Raw genomic sequence first — 21,076 nt, forward strand, 5'->3', positions numbered from 1 at the left:
GACGCATACTCGGAGGTCGTTTTTGATTTTCTTCAGATTGCGGCGACAATGCACGGGAAAGTGCCTTGTCATCAATAATTCTAATATTTCATATGTAACTCATTTCTGTAATAAATGTAACATTTAAAATATATATCTGCTAAATGAGAACATACTTAACGGTAAATCATAAGCGTTCCTGTGATGTTTCATGTAATTTTCAAATCAAGTTACGTGATGATGTGGGTGTACTTATAAGTTGTTACACTTACATGCGTTTTAACTTGGGAGAAGATAATGAAAAACGCTCTTTTAGGTGGTCTTGCTGCTGTTAGCCTCCTTGCTGCACTTCCTGCAACAGCTTCTGCAGAAGAACTCAACATGGTCTGCGGTGCAGAGCAGGACTGGTGTGAACTGATGGCTCGCGGTTTTGAGGAAGAAACCGGCAATGAAGTTCTGATGGTTCGTAAGAGCACTGGCGAAACGCTCGCCCAAGTGCGTGCAGAAGCAAGCAACCCTAAAATCGACGTTTGGTGGGGCGGCACCGGCGATCCACACCTGATCGCAGCGTTTGAAGGCCTGACACAAGATCCTGGCGTTGACACCAGCGAGCTGCTTGGCTGGGCATCCAACATGCACAAGATCTCCAACGGTGGCACCGTAGGCATCTACGCAGGCGCTCTGGGCATCGCCTATAACTCTGAAGTTCTGGAAGAGCGCGGCCTGCCAGCACCAGCTTGTTGGAAAGATCTGACCAACCCAGCTTATGCGGGTGAAATTCAGGTAGCGAACCCGAACAGCTCTGGCACCGCTTACACTGAACTGGCAACATTCGTTCAGCTGTTTGGCGAGGACGAAGCTTATCGTCTGTTGACTGAAATCGGCAAGAACGTGAACCAGTATACCAAGTCCGGTTCTGCACCAAGTAAAGCTGCTGCTCGCGGCGAAACCACCATCTCCATCGGCTTCATGCACGACATGGTTAAACTGGCAGGTTCCGGCTTCCCGCTGAAGATCGTGGCACCTTGTGAAGGTACCGGTTACGAAGTGGGTGCTGTTAGTGTGATCAAAGGTGCCAAGCACCCTGAGCTGGCAAAACAGTTTGTTGAATACGCGCTGCGTCCAGACGTTCAGTCCCGTTCTGTAGAAGTGAAATCTTTCCAGGTTCCTTCCAACTCTAAAGCATCTGTTGCTCCTGAGTCCCCAGATCTGGCAAGCATCAAACTGATCGACTATGACTTTGCAACATACGGTGAGCGTTCTACTCGTGAACGTCTTCTGAAGCGCTGGAACGAAGAAGTTAAAAACGCTTCTCACTAAGTAAATCAAGCGCTGAAGGGCGGATCCGTCCGCCCTTCCCTTACATGCATTGCTTCGTATTCGCGCTTGCGCCAATACAAAACTCTCGGATCAACATCATGCGAAAGACAATTGCGCTCTGGCTCGCCGCCGGAATAGTGGGATTTTGCATATTTCCCTGGTACTCAGTAGATAGCGGCTTTTGGTCTTTTAGCTGGTTGTTCAGCGAATTCCTCAGCGAAGACGCCGCACCTGCCCTCTTCCAAGCTCTGCTTTATAGCCGTTGGTGGTTTGTTCCATTGGCACTGGCATTCGTGGGCATTGCCCTGTCGTTTGCCGTGCTGAAAGATGAACGCACCCGTGCAAAAGCCCTTGTTATTCTGTCCATTACAGGCATCGTTCTGTTGTTTGCGCAGGGCTTTGCAATTGGCAGAACCGGCCCTGAACTGTTCAATGATGCGCTTAACTTCGGTTCAGCTGCGTCTGGACAGATTGGCTTTGGTGCCGGTGCCATGCTCACCGCTGGCGCTCTGCTCTTCATCCTCACCACCAGTATTTCAGGTCTTGGTCAGGGCCGCGGTGATGCGTTCATCGTTGGCAGTATCGGCCTCATCATTGCACTGGTCGTGACCTTCGTCTTCTATCCGGTTTCTCAAATCCTGATCCGCGCTTTTGAAGCATCAGATGGCAGTTTTGATATTACTGCCTTCTTTACCCGCTTCTTCTCCAGCGATATCTGGAGCCTTGCCTGTCTCGCTGGCGGCAAGACCTGCGGACCGGCATGGAACTCCGTTTTCCTCGCAGTGCTCACCGGTGCTGGTACAACCCTTCTCGGTCTCGCCTTTGCGTTGATCGCGACCAAAACCGCGTTTCCTGCGAAAAAGCTGCTGCGCGTTCTCACCATCATTCCAATCATCACTCCTCCCTTTGTGATTGGTCTTGCGCTGATCCTTATGTTCGGTCGTGCTGGTGTAGTGACAGATGTGCTGCATGAGATGTTCGACATCTCCAAGAGCCGGTGGCTCTACGGCTTCTCCGGCATTTATCTCGCGCAGCTGCTTTCCTTTACGCCGATCGCGTTCCTTGTGCTGATTGGAGTGGTTGAGGGCGTCAGCCCATCCATGGAAGAAGCCTCTCAGACGCTGAACGCAACCCAGTGGCAAACGTTCAAGAACGTCACCTGGCCTTTAATGCGCCCGGGTCTGGCAAACGCCTTCCTACTGGGCTTCATTGAAAGTATTGCTGACTTTGGTAACCCGCTGGTTCTGGGCGGCAACTACAACGTCCTGTCTACCGAGATCTATTTCGCGATTGTGGGTGCTGTGGCTGATCCATCCCGTGCGGCTGTACTTGCTGTGGTGTTGCTCATGCTCACCCTGTCTGCCTTCATCGCGCAGCGTCTCTGGCTCGGCAAGAAATCCTACGCAACGGTCACAGGTAAGGCTGACTCTGGCCAGCATTCTCCGCTGAACCCGGCTCTGAAGTGGGCTTGCTACGGTTTCGCGCTTCCTTGGGCAGCGTTCACCGCAGTTGTGTACTCTATGATTGTGTTTGGTAGCTTCGTGAAGCTTTGGGGTTACGACAACACCTTCACGCTGGATCACTACATCCGTGCGTTCTCCGTTAGCTTCAACAACGGCATTCGCTGGACCGGTGTGGCATGGGACAGCTACTTCACCACGCTGACCATCTCCACTATCGCAGCTCCTCTGACTGCTGTTGTTGGCCTGCTCACCGCTTACCTACTGGTGCGTCAGAAGTTTGCTGGCAAGAACCTGTTTGAGTTCAGCACAATGCTCAGCTTTGCAATTCCGGGCACAGTGATTGGTGTGGCTTACATTATGGCCTTCAACACACCACCAATCGAGCTGACCGGCACCAGCATCATCCTGATCATCGTGTTCGTGTTCCGTAACATGCCAGTGGGTGTGCGTGGTGGTATCGCGGCAATGTCCCAGCTGGATAAGAGCCTTGATGAAGCTTCTATCACTCTTGGTGCCAACAGCTTCGTCACCGTTCGCAAAGTGATCCTGCCACTGATGGGGCCGGCGATCCTCGCAGCACTGGCTTACAGCTTCGTTCGCGCCATTACTTCTGTGAGTGCGGTGATCTTCCTGGTGAGTGCACGCCACAACATGGCAACCTCGTTCATCGTAGGCCGTGTTGAGCATGGCGAGTACGGCATCGCGATCGCGTACTCCTCCGTGCTGATCATCACCATGCTTGTGGCAATCTTGCTGCTGCAACTCGTCATTGGGCAGCGCAAGTTGCGCCGTCAGAACCGTCTGCAAACCTCAAACAAGAACAAAGAGCTGGCTTCAGCTTAATCCTAGAGTTTCTGGAGTAAATCATGTCTATTATGCAAAAAGCAGGCTCTGTACAGTTCCGGGATGTTGTCAAAAAATACGGTTCTGTCACCGCACTGAAGCCTCTCAATCTGGAAATCCAGCAGGGTGAGCTTGTCACTCTGCTGGGGCCAAGTGGTTGCGGTAAAACCACCACCCTGCGTCTCATCGCAGGTCTGGAAGCCGCTACTGAAGGTACCATCTACATCGGCGGCAAGGATGTCACTCACCTGACTGCGACCTACCGCAATGTCTCTATGGTGTTCCAGTCCTACGCCTTGTTCCCGCACATGAGCGTTGTCGACAACGTGTCTTACGGTCTGCGCGTCAACAAGGTGCCAGCCAAGGAAGCCAAAGCCAAAGCGGAAGAAGGTTTGGCAATGGTTGGTCTTGCTGGCTACGGTGAGCGCCTTCCATCCGAGCTTTCCGGTGGTCAGCAGCAGCGTGTGGCGGTTGCCCGTGCTGTGGTTCTGGAGCCAGAAGTTCTGCTGCTGGATGAACCGCTCTCTAACCTTGATGCGAAGCTGCGGCGTCACGTGCGTGAAGAGATCCGCGAGATCCAGCAGAAGCTAGGTCTGACTGCTGTCTATGTGACGCACGATCAGGAAGAAGCAATGGCTGTTTCTGACCGCATCATCGTGATGAACAAAGCAGAGATTGCACAGTCCGGTACCCCACGTGAGCTCTATAACCAGCCAAACTCAGCGTTTATTGCTGACTTTATTGGTGACGCAAACGTGGTGGACTGTGAAATTGCAGGTTTCGGCGAAGGCACCGTTTCGCTGAATGTTGGTGGGGCATCTGTTGTGTTGCCTTACTCCGGTCCGGCCTGCAAGCATGGAAAGCTGGCGATCCGTCCGGAAGGAATCTCCGTATCTCAGAATGCGACCAATGGTATTGCTGCTGGCGTCTCCTATGCAGCTTATCTCGGCAACCAGATCCAGTACTCCCTCAACACTGGTATGGGCAAGTTGTTCGCCATTGATCACAACCTGAGTGCAACTGTGGTTCCAACAGGCACAGAAGCCTTCATCCACCTGAAAGAAGAGGGGCTGGCCTTTTTGCCAGAAGCATAAGGGCTAGGACGGCCACCTCCATCCGATCCCTCTCTTCTCTAGAAGAAGCCCGGAGATCCCCCTCTCCGGGCTTCTTTACGTCTGGCTCATGAGAATATGCGGGGTGCATGAGGTGTGGATACCCGCATAAGCTGTACTTACCTGCGATTGCTCGTTAGGTTTAATTGGCCTGCAGTTTTGGGAGGTGGCGATGGCGAAGAACATAGTGGTGTTTTCAGACGGGACCGGTCAAGAGGGTGGCGATGGTCCGGATACGAACGTCTATAAGCTCTTCAAAATCTGCGAAAACAGAACCAAGCGACAGGTGCTGTTCTATGATCGTGGTCTGGGGACCAAAGCCCATCGCTCTCGCCTCACACGGTTTTTGGGCAATGCCACGGGATTTGGCATCAGCAAGAACCTGAAGGAATGCTACCAGTTCATTTTCGAGAACTATCAGGCGAAGGATAAGATTTACCTGTTTGGCTTCAGCCGTGGCGCCACCACCGTGCGGAGCCTTGCAGGTTTTATCGAGATGTTTGGCATCCTCCCGAAATCCCGCCCTGAGCTGATCGACCAAGCCTACAAGATCTATCAGATCAGTGATGGCCATTTGAGGAAGGCCAAGGCGCAGGAGTTTCGTGAAAAGCACCACAACATGTGGGCGGAGATTGAGTTTATCGGCGTGTGGGACACCGTTGCGGCGCTCGGCCTGCCATGGAAGCCGCTTTCAGCTGCCATCAACAAACTCCCCGGCTTCAAACACGAGTTCCATGACCTGACTTTGCCCGCAGCGGTGAAGAATGCCTACCACGCGCTCTCCATTGATGACGAGCGTGAGGTGTTCCATCCCGTTTTGTGGAACGAGAGTACAGCTCCCAACCAGATTATGCAGCAGACGTGGTTTGCAGGTGTGCATACGGATGTTGGGGGTGGTTATGAGGATTCCCGTCTCTCTGACATCACCTTCAATTGGATGCTGGAGCATGCTGAGCGCAATGGCCTGCGCATTCACGACGGCAGCCGTAAAGCGGTGAGTGCCAAGATGAACCCGGATGAAACCGGTACCATCCATAACCCGCGTGAGGGTATCTTTGAGTACATCTACAAAGTGAAGCAGCGTGCGTGGCCGAGGTTGGACTTAAACGCACGAGAGCGTGGGCAGCCGCATGTTCATCCAAGTGTGTTCAAGCGAGCGGATAATCCTGAGATGAGCTACAAGCCGTGGATGATGGAGAAGAACCCGATCGAAGAGCCTCCGATCAAACGCACGGCTCAGGCGCGAGAAACAGAGGCGACTTAGTCATGAAAAAGCCGGAGCAGATGTTGCCGCTCCGGCCTGAAAATTTGCGTTAATCACTTGGCTTTCCGGTGACCCGTAATCATTGGTGTGACGAGGTCTTCCTTCTTCCAGAAACGGTAGAAGAAGATAGCTGCCACATGCAGGATCACCAGAATAAGCGTTGCGCGGGCCAGAATGCCGTGCCACGCCAATGCGGTGCGGGCGCTGTCGATGCCCACCCACGAGGCGAACGGCCCGACATTAATGTAGTCTTCTGGATCCACGAACAATCCTAGCGCCGCCTGCGCTCCGATGACACCCAGCAAAAGGAAAACGAACAGGCCGCCGAGCGGATTATGTCCTTTCCAGTTGCTTGCCTGCCGTTTTGGCAGTTTGGCGATGTAACAGAACAGTGCTTTGGGGCTATAAATGAAGCTTGAGAAACGGGCTGTCTCTGACCCGATGAAACCCCAAATCAGACGGAACACAATGAGCGCGAGCACTGCATAGCCAAACCAGAAGTGCAGCGTCATTATGTCGGGCCCGAACTTGCCCAAACCCCACGCGGCAGCCACACAGCCTGCAAAGAGCCAGTGGAACAGGCGCAGCGGCAGATCCCAGATACGGGTGCCTTTTTTCTCCTGCGTTTCCAAAGGATGATCAGTGCTCGCAGTCGTCATTTCTTAAAAGTCCTTTGCGCGGAATTCTTTGTGGCAACCTTTGCAAGTGCCGCCCAGTTGGCCGAGTGCTTTGCCCAGTGCAGGACGGCCTTCGCCAGCGACTTCGTTGAGTGCAACAAGTGCCTGATAGAAGTCTTTTCCTTTGGCCTGATAGCCAGCCATGTCTTCCCAGATCACTGGACGAGCACGGGTTTTGCCTGGCAGGTCAGCGTTTGAGGTGCCTGGCATGTAAAGGCCTGCTGCGTTGTAGCTTGCAACTGTCATCATGTTGCCTGCAGCTGCTTTTGCTTTCTCGGCGCTGTACTCAACTTCGCCTTTGGCCATCGCTGCCAGTGCACCCATGTCATGGCCAAGCAGAGTGAAGTAAGCGCGGCGTGCGTCGACCACGTCTTCTTTGTTGGCATCGGCTGCATAAGCCGTTGTTGCAGTCATGGCGACCAGTGCGGTGATCAATAGTTTACGCATGGATTTCTCCGTGTTTGGTGATTGGAAAGTAATTGATGAGGTTTGGTTGGTTTTGTTTGTCTTATTGGAAATATAGTTTTCTCATCTGATTGAAGATCAGATCGGATCTTTTATGTATTCCTGCTGTATCTATGTATATGCCCGTATAAGCCGCGTTTGTGCTTGTCTTCGCTGAGAATAGATGAGCAAAACAACGCTTCAATGGGAATGTTGTAATAGTTTGTCGCAAGGTGTAACGGGCGCCTGCATGTTTCAGTTGGTGAGATCATGCGGGCACAGCCTCCTCAACCAGATGCCCTTCATCCATGGTCAGAATACGGTCCGCCAGTTGCAGGATACGGTTGTCGTGAGTGACCATTACGGTGGTGATGCCACGCTTGTCGCCCAGCTCCTTCAGCAGCTCGACCACGGTCAGGCCAGTGTCCTTATCCAGTGCCGCTGTGGGTTCATCCGCGAACACGATATCCGGTGAGGAAACCAGAGCACGTGCAATAGCAACGCGTTGTTTTTGGCCGCCGGAAAGGTGAGCTGGCAGATAGTCGAGCCGGTCTTCCAGTCCCAGCAAACTCAGCATGTGCCGGGCTGCTTTTTCCTGTTGCGCAGCATCTACTATTGCCTTCACTCCGCTCTGATGCACCTGAAGGCCCATCAGCACGTTTTGTGTTGCGGTCAGGCTTTCATGTAGATTGTGGGCCTGAAAAATAAAGCCAAGACGACGGCGCAGCATGATCTTCATGGTCTCATCCGCGCCATGCAGCTCATGACCTAGTAAGGAAAGCTGACCTTTTTGTACGTCGCGCAAGCAGCCCATCAGAGTCAGCAATGTTGTTTTGCCGGAACCTGATGGCCCCATCAGCACTGTCAGGCTGCCTTTTTCGATTTCAAAGTTGACGTCAAAGATCGCCTGCTTGCGCGCTTCCCCTTCACCAAACCAATGACTGAGGCCAGAAACGCTGATCGGGGCGTGTGGTGTGTATGTCATGCAGCCCCCTAGAACAGATCAGCCGGATCAGCATGTGCCAATCGACGTGTTGCGATGGTTCCGGAAAGGGCGCAGGCCGCGAGTGTGCCAACAAATACGATCAGCGCACGAGCCAGTGTTAATCCCACAGGTAGTCCGGACTTCAGCGCCAGCATTTTGTAAATGCCCGTTGCTGCCAGTGCGCCGGGGAAAAAGCCAAGCACGGCAAGGATCATGGCTTCCTCAAAGATGATGCCGAGGAAGAAACCCTGGCTGAAGCCCATGGCTTTGAAGGTGGCGTATTCTTTCAGATGATCGGCGACATCTGTGCTGAGAACCTGATAAACAATGACGATCCCTACAAGCACGCCAATGATGGTGCCAAAGCCAAAGATGATACCAACCGGCTTTTCTGAGGTCTGGTAGGCTTGCTCATCTGCCGCAGCTTTGGCAAAGCTTCTGATTTTCAGCGTATCTGTCGGCAGAACCTGCTTCAGCAGCTCAACAGCTCGCTCAACAGAGGCGCCGGGTTGCACTTTCAGCAGGATGTGGTCTGGTGCGCCGGAACTGCGTGAAGGAGACAAACGCAGGACGCTTTGGTCGGACATAACCAGATTGCCGTCAGCACTAAAACCGGCGCCAATTTGCAAGGTGCCGATCAGTTTGATCTGGCGGTTGTTCATTTCAAAGATTGCGGGTGTTTCTGGTGAGAGTGAGTTGAAGAACTCTTCCGTCCCACCTCGTGTCTTACGGTCAACCAGCGCCGTATCCGGAAGGGCTAATTGCAGGAACTGAGGCCGCAGCACAGGTGCCATAAAGTCGATGGCTTCAATAGGAAGACCCACCAACTGCAAACCTGCAATCTGATCTTCCTGCACACGCCAGTCGACTTTGGTGATGTAAACCGGCGCAGCTGAAGCCACTTCCGGCACCGTCAGCGCTTGCAACATATGCACGCGGGCGACGTTACCGCCTTCAGTCAGAGATTTGGCATCGGAGGCAGAGATGAGAATATCCGCCTCAAACAGCTCGTAGGGCTGTAGTGTAGAGCCAGTCAGCGCGCCCATCATGCCGAGCTGCACGAACACCAGCACGTTGGCGAACGCAACACCCGCCAGAGCCGCAGCGAAGCGCCCTTTATTGTGTGTCAGCTGCAACCAGCCTATGGGCAAGCGGCCCAGCAGCCATGTGAGAAAGCGGGTCACTTGGTGTCCCTCTCAGATGCAGGCTGAAAGTAGCCGAGGATTTCCAGATTGGTCAGGTTTGCTGCTAGCTCAGAGGATGTCTCATCCAGTGTGACGACAACCGTCACCACACGTGCATCGGTGTTTGCAGCTGGATCTACGCTGATGATGTTCTGGCGACCTACAATCAGGCCGATCTCTGTCAATGTCCCACGCAGTTCCTGCGCCAGAGCTTCGGCCCGCAAAACCACCGCATCACCAATGTTCAGGCGACCGATCTGGTTCTGGTAAATCTCCATCTCAGCGGTCATCTCACGGGTGTTGCCGAACTCGATCAGACCCGCAGAAGATGGTCGCTCACCGGGTTGCACCAGAAGGTCAAGAACTGTGCCATCAAAGGGCGCGCGAACGATGGATTTCTCCAGATTTACTTCAGCTGTGCGCAGAGCGATCTGAGAGGACTGAAGCTTGCGCTTGGCAAGTTCCACATCCGCCTGAGAGATATCCGCCGTGCTGCTGTATCGCTTGAGCGTCGCTTCTTTGCGGGCTACATCTAGTAACGCGCTTTCTGCTTCCGCCTTTGCGCGATCCAGTTGAGCCTCTGTCACAACCTTGCGAGCAAACAGGGACTTTGTGCGTTCCAGTTCGGCGCGTGCCAGATCTGCATTGGTTTTGGCACGGTTCAGGTCTGCTTCGTTCTCAACCTGACTGGCTTTGATGGAAAGCTGAACTTGGCTGAGCGAGGCTTCAGAAACTGCTACCTCAGCTTTTGCTGCTTCAACACTTGCCTCCAAAGACGGACGATTGTCGAGGGATGCCAGGATAGTACCCTTCTTAACCCAATCTCCGACTGAAACGGGAAGGTCCGCAATGCGGGCATCCCCTGCCCCAAATGGCAGAGCGATTGTTGACACGCCGTCCCGCGGGATCAACTTGCCAAGCGCGACGACAGCACCTGCTTCCAGCGCTTTGATGTCTTCTGGTGTAACGGTTGTATTGATGGGAACAGCGATTTTCTGATCACTTCCTCCCCCCGGTTCAAGGCCCGTCATTTCATAGAACAGGCGTAGGCCAGCGGGTTGGAAGTACATGCCCATGACTCCACCAGTGAACATGATGGCGATGAAAACAGGGATGAGCAGAATGATCCGCTTGAACGGCAAGCCCTTGCGTGCCTTACCAGAAATAGAAGAAATGCCAGTGTCTTCTAAAGGCAAATCTTTGTTTGGCGCATTGTGATGGGTCACAGGACCACCTCTGCTGTGACTTGTTAGTTATTACTTTCTAATATTCTAATATGAAGTTCACGCAACCCAAAAAATGTACAGATTTGTAACACAGGTGGATTTTGGGTTTTGGGAGCGGAAGGGGATGTCTGGAAAGTGCCCGAGCTGTCCCAATGGACAGCCCGGTTAATCTCAAGCCAATTAAGCTGAAGCAGCCTGAAGCGTGGTTTCTTCTTCTGCGATGCGGACGAGGAAGCTGTCGACTTCGGCAGAAAGGTCGTTGGTGACCTGCTCCAGCAGAGCGGAAGACTGATTGGCTGCACCTGCCTCAGTGGTGGTTTCATTGATAGCACCACTCACGGAAACAACGTTGCTGGCCGCTTTGGCGGTTCCATCAGAAGCGGCTTGAACAGCTTCTGCGATTTCCGCTGTCGCCATCTGCTGCTGTTCAACCGCATCAGAAATAGACGAGGTCAGCTCGCTGATCTCCTTCACCGCGGCGGTGATAGAGCCAATGGCTTCTACCGTGCTGCGGGTTGAGCTCTGGATGCCGTTGATCTGCGCCGAGATTTCCTCAGTTGCATGGGCGGTCTGGCTTGCCAGTGTCTTCACCTCAGTTGCCACCACAGCAAAGCCCTTGCCTGCATCACCTGCGCGAGCAGCTTCAATAGTCGCGTTCAGAGCCAGCAGGTTGGTCTGCTCAGCGATGTCACGGATCAGATTGAGCACAGTGCCGATTTGCTCGGCGGACTTAGCCAGTGCGATGACCTCGTTGTCCGTGTTCTGTGCGATCTGAGAGGTGGATGCCACCAGTGTATTGGCGCGCGTGGACTGGTTGGAGATCTTCTGGATGGAAACTGCCAGTTCTTCTGCCGCTGCAGCCACCGTTTCCACGTTTTGAGAGGCGCTCGCAGAGGCTTCGCCAGCGCTGTTCGCCTGCTGGGTTGCCTGATTGGCCACGTCAAACAAACGTTCAGATGAACTGCGCATTTCCATAGACTGGTTGGAAAGCATGGAGACGTTTCGCTCCAGAACCACACGGAACTGCTCGACGACCTCTTCCTTCTTCTGCTGGCGGGTCAACTCACGGGAACGTTCTGTTTTCGCTTGTTCTTCCAGATCCCTGCGGGCAATGGCGTTTTCGCGGAACACAATCACCGCGTCCTGCATCTTGCCAATCTCATCTTTGCGGGCCGCCAGATTGAGGTCTACATCCACGGCACCGGAAGCAAGCTCACCCATCTTAGAGGTCAGGGCCACAATTGGCTTGCTGAGACCATTCGCAAGCCACAGAGCAAAGCCAAGGCCGGCAAGGCCAACAACCAACGCAAAGCTGAGGGAGATGATGTTCACCCGGCGTGCATCCGCATTGGCCTGTGCCAGAGCGGATTGGCTCGCAGAGACGGTGGAAGAGACAATCGCATTGATGGAGCTGCGCAGAGCCTGATTGTGGCGCTCGATCTTCTCTTTGGTTGGGATCATGCGGGATGGCGTGATGCCGAGCAGGATTGCTGCGTCCTTGCTCCAGTTCTTAAAGGCAGTTTGCGCAGAGGTAACGGCCTGTCGCATTTCATCATTGAGCGCCACATCAAGCGTTTGCTCAATGTCCATACCCAAAGATGCGTTGATATCATTGAACTCGCGGTGGAACTCTTCTGGCTCGATGAAAGTCGTCATTGCCAGTGCTGTATCAACGACTTCCTTGGCATGCTCAAAGTCATTCACGATGGTGAAGGAAAGCCGCTGTGCTTCCAGCGCCTTGAGTGTGACACGCCCCAGGTTCTCGCGGCCTTCTGCTGCTTGCCAGACGAGGAAGGCCATCAGGGCCATTGCAACGATGATGAGACTGAGGATCGGAATAAAGATTTTGTAGCGAATGGTCATGGATTCCGGCCCTTAGTTCGGCAGCGTTGGCATTGGCGTTTCGGTGCGCTCAGCGGTCAGCGAAACGAGGAAGTTCTTGAGGTCTTCCACTTCCTGCTCAGACAGGTCCAGCGGACGCACATGCTCAGAACGGGAAGGCCGCTCAATGCCGCCAGCATTGTAGTGGGCGATCATGGTTTCCAGATCAGGAATGCTGCCATTATGGGTAAACGGGGCGCGGTAGGTCAGATTGCGCAGGCCCGGAGTTTTGAAGGCAAACTGGGCTTTCGGATTGTCTTCCTCATAAAGCCCGCGACCGATATCTTCTGTCGGTGTGCCGATGTCGTGGAACTTGTTGTCGGTAAAGTTCCAACCGGTATGACATGGCGCGCAGTTCCCCTTATCGTTGAACAATGCAAAACCGCGTTTGGCGGAAGCGGAGATCGCGCCTTCATCGCCTTCGACCCAGCGATCAAACGGCGCCCAACCAGAAACAACGGTGCGTTCATACGTTGCGATGGCGGTGAGAACGGTGTCTCGCGTAATTCCTTCATTTGGGAACACAGAGCCGAACCACTTGTAATAGCCCGGGATCTCATCGAGGACCTCGACGATGGTCTCGAACTTGCCGTCCATCTCTTCCGGATTGGTGATTGGACCAGCAGCCTGTTCTTCCAGCGTTTCTGCGCGGCCATCCCAAAACATCGGCGCGACCCAGGCGGCATTCAGCACGGTGGGTGCCTGACGTCCCAGATGCGTGTTGGCGGATCCAACAGCGGTGGGCACCGGAACCTCGTAACCAAACGATGGGTTATGACAGCTGACGCAGTTGATGTTTTTATTGCCTGACAGGCGCGGATCAAAGAACAGCATTTTGCCAAGCGTCGCCATCTGCGGTGAGTAAGGCGCGCTGTCTGGAAACGGGATTTCCAGTGGTCGGCGATACTGTTCTTTGAGTGAATTAATGTCTGCAGCACTCAGAGGAGATCCGGTGAGCCCCAACACAACGGCAGCAGACAGACTGCCTACAACTCTTCCTAGAAACGACACAATGCTCTCCCCTAAGCAAATATAAGGGAGATCCCCTAGCTGAGGAGGCGTTAATGAATGCTTTATCGATTGTTTTGATTGGGCACCCTCACCGATATGTGATGCGAAGTTTAGATGGCTTTCCACCGAAACTGGAAAAATCCTAGTTTCTATAGGATGTTATACGCTTAGTCGGTTTTGAGGATCATGCGCTGGATTTGCTTTCCTGATTTTAGTCTCGACAATCAAGTGCGTGCTGCATGCGTAAAACGGCAAGATCGACAACTTGATTCATCGAGAATCTCAACTTCGCATCGTTAGTTGAATCCAACTGAACCTGTGCCCCCAATTTTCAAAGATTGCGACCTGTCGGGTCCATGGTCAGCCTAGACGTTAACTCTTTGTTTTTGGATTCGTTTGGCCGGCGTTCTGCGGTGAACCACCCGTTGAAACTGTCTGAGTGGTCCAAGCGTAACTGCCCGGCATACATTGCACAATTTGACGGGTAGAGTTTTGTGCTCGGCGTACTTCGAGAAGTTTAAGTGCCTTAGTTCTGTAGTCTGAGGATTTAAATGCGCGGCACCGTCACATCAGTAAAGTCACAGCGAGTGGTATCTTCCAGTAGGCTATACCAGTCCCTCCTCCTCTCCACAGCTCTCATTGCGCTGCCAGTTGCAGCAATCGCTCCGGCAAGAGCGCAGTCGGTTTCCCCGCAGCCGCAGTGTCAGATCAGTGGGACAACGGTGACGTGTTCTGGCGATCTGTCCGTTGGGGTGGATGTTCAGGGCGGCGCGGGTGGAGCCTATACCAATCTGATTATTGAAAATGTGACTGGCAACATCACGCCTTCCTTCTTTCTGCCGGGCATTCAGTTTGATTCCAATGGCAACATCACGATCAACAGTGATACCGGTGATTTTTTCATCTCGACAGACGGCCGAAACGCAATTGAGGTGGACCCAGACGGCGGGAACGTCTCTCTCACGCACACTGGCGATATTCAGACAATAAGCCAGTACGCCTCTGGTGTTGAGGTGAGAGACGCTGATGCAGTGACGGTTACACAGAGCGGCGATATTACAACGGATGGTTATTACAGCCGGGGCATTGAAGTTGTTTTGTCTCAAGAGATTACGATCACCCATACTGGTGATATCACCACCACTGGCAATTATTATGCTCAAGGGATTTACGCCACCACGCAAGGTGGCAGTACAGGTGCCATAACTATTACGCAGACCGGTAATGTCGATACAGCAAACGGAGGAAGTACAGCTTTGTTTGCACGGTCTGATGGGACGGGCGATGTCGAGATCACGCATGTTGGAACGCTGACCACCGCTGGCAATGACTCGCGTGGTATTTTTGCGCGTGCTCGCGGTGTTGGAACCGTGACGATCGACCAAAATGGCACCATTACCACAAGCGGTAGCGCCGCGCATGGCATCATGGTGTACTCCGAGAACACTGCGACTGTGACTCACAGCGGGACGATCAACGCGAATGGCACAAACTCGGATGGGATACTGATTTCAGATGGCCTTGCGCCTGCAAGTAGCTTTCAGATCAACCTGACCAACAGCACAATCGATGCGCAGTCGTTTGGTATCAATATTCAAACAGTCGGGGACACCACCTTCACGCTCTCTGGCACCAACGTAGTCTCAGGCGTGGTGGGTGATATCAAAGGTGGAACCGGAGATGACACGATCAACAACTCCGGCACGTTGACCTCCACTAATGGCATTGATCTTGATGCCGGGACCAACGCCTTCAATAACCTGAGTGGCGCGCGATTTAACTCCGGGGCTGAAGTCATTCTAGGAGCGGGTAATCTGCTGACAAACGCCGGGATTCTCTCGCCCGGCGGGGATGCCAATATTCAGGAAACGGATATCACCGGCGATTTCCAGAATGAGGCCTCTTCGACCTACATGGTCACCTTCAATGCGGATATGACGACGAGTGATACACTGGATATCTCTGGAACGGCCACGTTGAATGGTGGTGTGGTGCAGACCAGCGGGGCAACGTTTGCGCCGGTTGGTGCGTTCACCATTGTGGATGCAGCAGGAGGTGTGACGGGTACGTTTGATAGTGTGGTCGATACCCTGTTTATCGACTGGGAACTGAACTATGGAGCGACCGCCGTCACGCTGACGGCAACTGCGCTGGCCAACAACTTCTGCGGTTTGGCAGGCAATGAAAACCAGCGTTCCGTAGCCTGTGTTGGGTTGGACAGTCTGCCACTTTCAGACCCCTTGCCGCAGGCAGTGCTAGGGCTTTCTAACGGAGCTCAAGCCCAAGCGGCCTATGATGATCTTTCCGGGGAGATTTATGCCTCTATTCAAGGGGCGCTGGTTGAAAACAACTACCGCCGCATGGCGTTGATCAACAACCGCATCCGCAATGCAGATGCTTCTCTGGGTGCGATCTCAGCGTCTCTCGCGCCTGAACAGGATCCGCTCGACCCAGAAAAAGAGCGCCGCAACGGTCTGTGGGGCATCGGTTATGGGGCGTGGTCCAACACCTTCAGCACAAGTGATACGGCTTCTCTGGACAACAGTCTGGGCGGCTTGCTCTTCGGGTATGATCGGGAGTTTGATGACAACTTCCTGGCAGGTGTTCTGGGTGGATACGGGCGCACCAATGTGAAACAGGATGCGCGCTCGTCCAGCGGGTCAGCGACCACATGGTCCATCGGGATTTATGGTGAAACTGATGTGAAGGACGTTGGCTTCGTTCTGGCAGGTATCTACAACTGGCACTTCCTTGAAGGGGCAAGGACGGTTGATTTCTCTACAATCGATGAGCGGGAGCACAGCAGCTACAACGGACGCGGCTGGCAATTCTATGCAGAGGCGAACTACGAGTTTCCTTTGATTGATGCCTTTGTGTTTGAGCCATTCTTTGGTGTGTCTTACATCGATGTGCGCACAGACGGGTTCACTGAGGATGGCGGCATTGCAGCGCTCACGAAACAAGGCGGCAGTTTTGATAGCACCTTCACCAATCTGGGTGTGAGGGGCGCTTACAATGTTCTTGATTGGGTCAACGTCAACGCATCTCTCAGCTGGCGACATGCCTATGGGGATGTAGACCCGTCAGCGCTGCTGGCTTTTGGTGGCAGCACGGCCTTCGGCGTGGATGGTGCGCCTATCTCACAAGATGCTTTTGAGCTGGAAGCGGGGATTGATGCGCGGGCGACGGAAAACCTCTTCCTGAATGCGGAGTACAATGGCCAGTTTGGTGACAACGCGACGATCCACGTGATCGAGCTGGATTTCACCATCAGGTTCTGATGCTCACACATGTCCAACCCCAAGATCTGCCTGAGGTTTGGGCAGCGCAAAGCCCTTATAGTTGCTTAATCTCGCAATGCATAAGGGGATGAGATGAGCGCTGCATCAGAACAAGCCGGACAAGCAACAGAAACGCCGGTTCGGTTGGGGCCGGGTGATATCGCCTGCTCACGTGGGTTGGCAACATGGCTCAGCACCCATCAGGTATCGTTGGCGCTTTCCTCTTACCAGACCGGACAGTTGTTTTTGGTGGGCGTGAAACCCAGCGGCGGCATTCACTTTCATGCGGTGGGCACAAATCGCGCCATGGGCTTGTGGGCGGAACCGCAGACATTGATCCTCGCGACCGCCAATCAGGTCATTCGCTTTGAGAACATTCTGGAAGAGAACCAGCGTATTGGTGATGCAGACAAGTACTATGTGCCCCGTGTGGCGCACACGACCGGTGATCTGGACATCCATGACATCGTGAAACTGAAGGATGACAGCATCGTCTTTGCCAACACTATGTACTCCTGCCTGTCTACCTTGCATCCGGTACATTCCTTCGCCTCTTGGTGGACACCGGACTTCATCTCAAAACTTGCGGCGGAAGATCGGTGTCACCTCAATGGCATTGCGCTCCGCGGAGGTAAACCGGCCTATGTGACCATGGTCAGCCGTGCGGATGTGGTCAATGGCTGGCGGGATCGACGAGATCTCGGTGGCTGCATCATCGATGTGCGCAGTAATGAGGTGGTGACAGAGAACCTCTCCATGCCACACTCTCCACGCTGGCATCAGGGTAAGTTGTGGGTGGTAAACTCAGGTACAGGCCACCTTGGCTGGGTGGATACGGCGAGCGGGGCGTTTCAGGAAGTTTGCTTCCTGCCCGGGTTCGCGCGCGGGCTTTCATTCCACAATGGCCATGCCATCGTGGGGCTCTCGCTTCCGCGTGATGGATCGTTCAAGGGCCTGCCGTTGGATGATGAGTTGAAGAGAAGGGATGCCGACCCATGGTGCGGTGTGCAGATTGTTAATCTGGATACTGGCGATGTGGTCGAGTGGATCCGCTTCAGCGGGGTGGTGAAGGAAATGCTGGATGTGTGTACGCTGCCGGGTGTTCGTCTGCCATCAGCGGCCTCGCCCACATCTCCGGAAGTGAGCAACCTGCGGACTATTGCCAGCTCGTCTAAACACGTGGAACCTGCTTAAGGCTCGGTGAGTGAATGTGAGCAGAGATTTCCCTGCTCACGTGCTTTGTGAGAGGCCTCAAACTTTCTGAAGGAAGTCGAAGTCGCAGCCCTTTGTCGCTGGCAGAACTGTGTTGTGATAAAGCTGCTTGTAGCCGCGGGCTGGTTCCGGGTTTGGTGAGGTAAAGGCTGCGCGGCGGCGCTCCAGCTCGTCCTCAGGAACCAACAGATCGATGCTCTTGCTCTTTGCAGAGAGGCGGATTCGGTCGCCGTTTTGCACCAGAGCCAATGGTCCGCCGAGATCCGCTTCCGGCGTAACATGCAGAACGATGGTTCCGAATGCCGTGCCGCTCATGCGGGCATCGGAGATGCGGACCATATCCTTTACGCCAGCGCGGGCCAGCTTTTTCGGGATTGGCAGATAACCAGCTTCCGGCATGCCCGATGGGCTGCGTGGACCTGCATTTTGCAGCACCATTACGTCATCGGCGTTGATGTCCAGATCAGGGTCATCGATGCGGTTGGCGAGGTCTTCCAGAGAAGAGAACACAACCGCCCTGCCCTCATGCTCCAGCAGCTCAGGCGTTGCAGCCGCGCGCTTCAGGATTGCGCCTTCGGGTGCCAATGAACCTGTTAGTGCAATCAGTCCGCCTTGTGGGTCAACCGGATTGTCAGCAGTGCGGATTACATTATGGTCGATCGGATCAGCCTTTGGCGCATCCAAACGCTCACCAAGGCTAACGCCCTCAATGTTGATTGGACTGCGGTGTACCTTGTCCTTGATCGCCTCGAGAACCCCGTCCAATCCGCCAGCAGAATGGAAGTCTTCCATGTAGCCTTGACCAACCGGCTTCAGGTCCACCACCACGGGTGTCTCATCGGAAAGCTGGTTCATGCGGTCCAGTGAAATGTCGATACCCAGGCGACCAGCAACAGCTGTCAGATGGATGATCGCGTTGGTGGAACCTGAAACGGCAAGCAAAACGCGCAGGGCATTCTCAACCGCTTCACGGGTCATGATTTTGTCTGGCGTCAGCGCGTTTTCTGAGAGAGCCATTTTAGCGGCAAGAACGCCTGTCTCTTCAGAATTACGCAGACGGTCTGCATGGACAGCAGGGATGCCAGCAGAACCTGGAAGGATCATGCCGAGGGTTTCGGCAATTACAGCCATGGAGCTTGCGGTGCCCATCACGGCGCAGGTGCCTGCAGTCGTCGCCAGTCGACCTTCGATCTGGTTGATCTCCGGCTCATCCACGGTGCCCGCACGGTATTGCGCCCAAAAGCGGCGGCAATCGGTGCATGCGCCAAGGCGTTCGCCCTTGTGACGGCCAGTCATCATGGGCCCAGCCACAACCATGGTGGCTGGTTTGCCAGCAGATGCCGCGCCCATCAACAGGGCCGGAACGGTCTTGTCGCAGCCTCCCATCAGCACAACGGAGTCCATTGGCTGTGCGGTGATCATCTCTTCCACGGCCATGGCCATCATGTTGCGATAGACCATGGAGGTTGGGCTTAGGAACACCTCGCCCAGAGACATGATCGGGAATGGCACCGGCAGTGCGCCGGAAGCCAGCACGCCGCGTTTGATGGCTTCCAGCATCTCGGGGAAATGCCGGTGGCAGTTGTTAAAACCGCTTTCGGTGTAGCAGATGCCAACGATTGGTTTATCGAGGCTGGCATCCGTGTAACCCATGGACTTGGCGAAGGACCGGCGCAGGTAACGGGCAAAGCCCTTGTCGCCATAGTTTGTCAGGCCGTTTTCCAGCCCCTGTACTTTTTTGCTCATCAGATGTCTCGGGAGATTAGCAGGTGGCGGGTGTATTTCGGCACGAGGTAATCCATGATGCCGAGCGAACCGCCCTCACGGCCAAAGCCACTTTCCTTGTTGCCACCAAACGGCGCTTCTGCAGTTGCCAGCAGTGTTTCGTTTATGCCAACCATGCCTGCTTCCAGCCGCTCGGCGGTTTTGATTGCCAGTGCGCTGTCATAGGAGAACACATAGGCAGCCAGACCAAATGGTGTGTTGTTGGCGCGCTCAATCACGTCTTCCACATCATCAAAGGTGGAGATCGGCGCGACCGGAGCGAAAGGCTCCTCGATCATGATCGCGGCTTCATCCGGCACGTTCATCAGAACCGTCGGCTCAAGGAAGCTACCCTCTGGCAAGTTCTCTGGCTGGTTGCCACCTGCGAGTAACTCGGCGCCCTTGGCGATGGCATCTTCAGTCAGGCGTAGTGCATGGTCGACGGCACGCTGGCGAATGAGCGGACCAGTAGTGACGCCCTCTTCCAGACCATCGCCAACCACCAGAGACTTGGCGTAGCGGGCGAACTCTTCCGCGAACTCCTTCGCGATGGAAGAATGCACATAGAACCGGCTTGGCGAAATGCAGACCTGTCCGCAATTGCGGAACTTGGTGGCGGCCAGTTTCTGTGCCGCTGCAATCGGGTCAAAGTCCTTATGGATGACCACTGGCGCATGACCACCCAGCTCCATGGTGACTTTCTTCATGCCATCTGAGCACTGTCGCATCACGTCTTTGCCCACCGGCACGGAACCAGTCAGGGACACTTTGCGGATCTCTGGTGCGTTGATCAGGGCTGGTGCAAGTGTGCGGCTGTCACCGGTCAGGATTGCCAGTACACCCGGCATCAGGCCAGCGTCCATCAGGGCCTGACCAATGGCAAAGCACGGGCCTGCTGCTTCGGAAGCCGGACGAGCGATAACCGTACACCCAGCCGCGAGAGCTGCTGCGATCTTACGGGCTGGCAGAAGCGCCGGGAAGTTCCAGGCGGACAGCGCCAGAGACGGGCCAACCGGCTGGTAGTTTACAGTCAGCCGCTCATCTGCGTTGCGGCCCGGAATGGTCTGGCCGTAGATGCGCTTGGATTCTTCGGCGTACCATTCAAACTGATCCGCCGCTGCTCCGGTTTCGCCAACAGCTTCCGCCAGTGGCTTGCCGGTTTCCGTGCTCATCACGCGGGCAATGTCTTGCGTGCGTTCACGGATCAGATCTGCGGCTTTACGCAGAACCTTGGCGCGTTCCCATGCCGGAACCGCTGCCCATTTCGGGAAGGTATCCTTCGCCAGCTTCAACGCAGAGGCAATGTCGTCTGCACTTGCCGCGGCGATGGTGCCGATGGTTTTGCCGGTGACCGGGCTGTGCACATCGCGGGTGTCACCAATGCTGGCTGCCACCCACTCTCCACCAATAAGAAGTTTCGCATCTGTCAT

General features: G+C 54.4%; 15 protein-coding genes. 6 read left to right on the top strand and 9 right to left on the bottom strand.

Going from position 1 to position 21,076, the window contains the following annotated elements; genetic code table 11:
* The first annotated feature begins 276 nt into the window (after window positions 1–276).
* The 4 genes from PJE062_RS10690 to PJE062_RS10705 all read left to right on the top strand — a co-directional run bounded on the left by PJE062_RS10690 (window position 277) and on the right by PJE062_RS10705 (window position 5,981).
* Window positions 277–1,299, top strand: coding sequence for an ABC transporter substrate-binding protein (locus PJE062_RS10690; protein WP_008548900.1), 1,023 nt, complete (start codon window positions 277–279; stop codon window positions 1,297–1,299).
* 98 nt (window positions 1,300–1,397) lie between these two features.
* Window positions 1,398–3,605, top strand: a complete 2,208-nt coding sequence (locus PJE062_RS10695; RefSeq protein ID WP_037036732.1) for an iron ABC transporter permease — start codon at window positions 1,398–1,400, stop codon at window positions 3,603–3,605.
* Window positions 3,606–3,628: 23 nt separating this feature from the next.
* A complete protein-coding gene (locus PJE062_RS10700; protein WP_008549103.1) occupies window positions 3,629–4,699 on the top strand; it encodes an ABC transporter ATP-binding protein in 1,071 nt (356 codons plus the stop codon).
* Between the two features lie 190 nt (window positions 4,700–4,889).
* Window positions 4,890–5,981 (top strand): DUF2235 domain-containing protein, encoded by a 1,092-nt coding sequence (locus PJE062_RS10705; RefSeq protein WP_008548925.1) that lies wholly within the window; start codon window positions 4,890–4,892, stop codon window positions 5,979–5,981.
* Between the two features lie 53 nt (window positions 5,982–6,034).
* Here PJE062_RS10705 and PJE062_RS10710 read toward each other — a convergent pair whose 3' ends face one another.
* The 7 genes from PJE062_RS10710 to PJE062_RS10740 form a co-directional block, all read right to left on the bottom strand.
* A complete protein-coding gene (locus PJE062_RS10710; protein WP_008549274.1) occupies window positions 6,035–6,640 on the bottom strand; it encodes a cytochrome b/b6 domain-containing protein in 606 nt (201 codons plus the stop codon).
* Window positions 6,641–6,643: 3 nt separating this feature from the next.
* Entirely contained in the window at window positions 6,644–7,105 is a 462-nt protein-coding gene (locus PJE062_RS10715) for a cytochrome c (protein ID WP_008549133.1), read from the bottom strand.
* Window positions 7,106–7,370: 265 nt separating this feature from the next.
* Entirely contained in the window at window positions 7,371–8,087 is a 717-nt protein-coding gene (locus tag PJE062_RS10720) for an ATP-binding cassette domain-containing protein (RefSeq protein ID WP_008549364.1), read from the bottom strand.
* 8 nt (window positions 8,088–8,095) lie between these two features.
* Window positions 8,096–9,271 (bottom strand): ABC transporter permease DevC, encoded by a 1,176-nt coding sequence (devC, locus tag PJE062_RS10725; RefSeq protein WP_008548899.1) that lies wholly within the window; start codon window positions 9,269–9,271, stop codon window positions 8,096–8,098.
* Window positions 9,268–10,497, bottom strand: coding sequence for an HlyD family efflux transporter periplasmic adaptor subunit (locus tag PJE062_RS10730; protein WP_008548935.1), 1,230 nt, complete (start codon window positions 10,495–10,497; stop codon window positions 9,268–9,270). Before PJE062_RS10730 ends, devC begins: the two co-directional genes overlap by 4 nt.
* A gap of 180 nt (window positions 10,498–10,677) precedes the next feature.
* Window positions 10,678–12,360: a methyl-accepting chemotaxis protein gene (locus tag PJE062_RS10735; protein WP_008549346.1), complete on the bottom strand. Its 1,683-nt coding sequence runs from the start codon at window positions 12,358–12,360 to the stop codon at window positions 10,678–10,680.
* A 12-nt stretch (window positions 12,361–12,372) separates the two neighbouring features.
* On the bottom strand, window positions 12,373–13,389 hold the full coding sequence (locus tag PJE062_RS10740; RefSeq protein WP_008549433.1) for a cytochrome-c peroxidase: 1,017 nt from the start codon (window positions 13,387–13,389) through the stop codon (window positions 12,373–12,375).
* A gap of 551 nt (window positions 13,390–13,940) precedes the next feature.
* Here PJE062_RS10740 and PJE062_RS10745 point away from each other — a divergent pair.
* Together PJE062_RS10745 and PJE062_RS10750 are read left to right on the top strand one after the other, a co-directional pair.
* On the top strand, window positions 13,941–16,670 hold the full coding sequence (locus PJE062_RS10745) for an autotransporter outer membrane beta-barrel domain-containing protein (RefSeq protein ID WP_208982254.1): 2,730 nt from the start codon (window positions 13,941–13,943) through the stop codon (window positions 16,668–16,670).
* A 93-nt stretch (window positions 16,671–16,763) separates the two neighbouring features.
* A complete protein-coding gene (locus PJE062_RS10750) occupies window positions 16,764–17,864 on the top strand; it encodes a TIGR03032 family protein (protein WP_008549129.1) in 1,101 nt (366 codons plus the stop codon).
* 57 nt (window positions 17,865–17,921) lie between these two features.
* Here PJE062_RS10750 and PJE062_RS10755 read toward each other — a convergent pair whose 3' ends face one another.
* Both PJE062_RS10755 and PJE062_RS10760 read right to left on the bottom strand, forming a co-directional pair.
* Entirely contained in the window at window positions 17,922–19,628 is a 1,707-nt protein-coding gene (locus PJE062_RS10755) for a dihydroxy-acid dehydratase (protein WP_008549358.1), read from the bottom strand.
* Window positions 19,628–21,076, bottom strand: a complete 1,449-nt coding sequence (locus tag PJE062_RS10760) for an NAD-dependent succinate-semialdehyde dehydrogenase (protein WP_008549367.1) — start codon at window positions 21,074–21,076, stop codon at window positions 19,628–19,630. The genes PJE062_RS10755 and PJE062_RS10760 overlap by 1 nt, the downstream gene beginning before the upstream one ends.

It is taken from the genome of Pseudovibrio sp. JE062, from assembly GCF_000156235.1.
Taxonomy (GTDB): Bacteria; Pseudomonadota; Alphaproteobacteria; order Rhizobiales; family Stappiaceae; genus Pseudovibrio.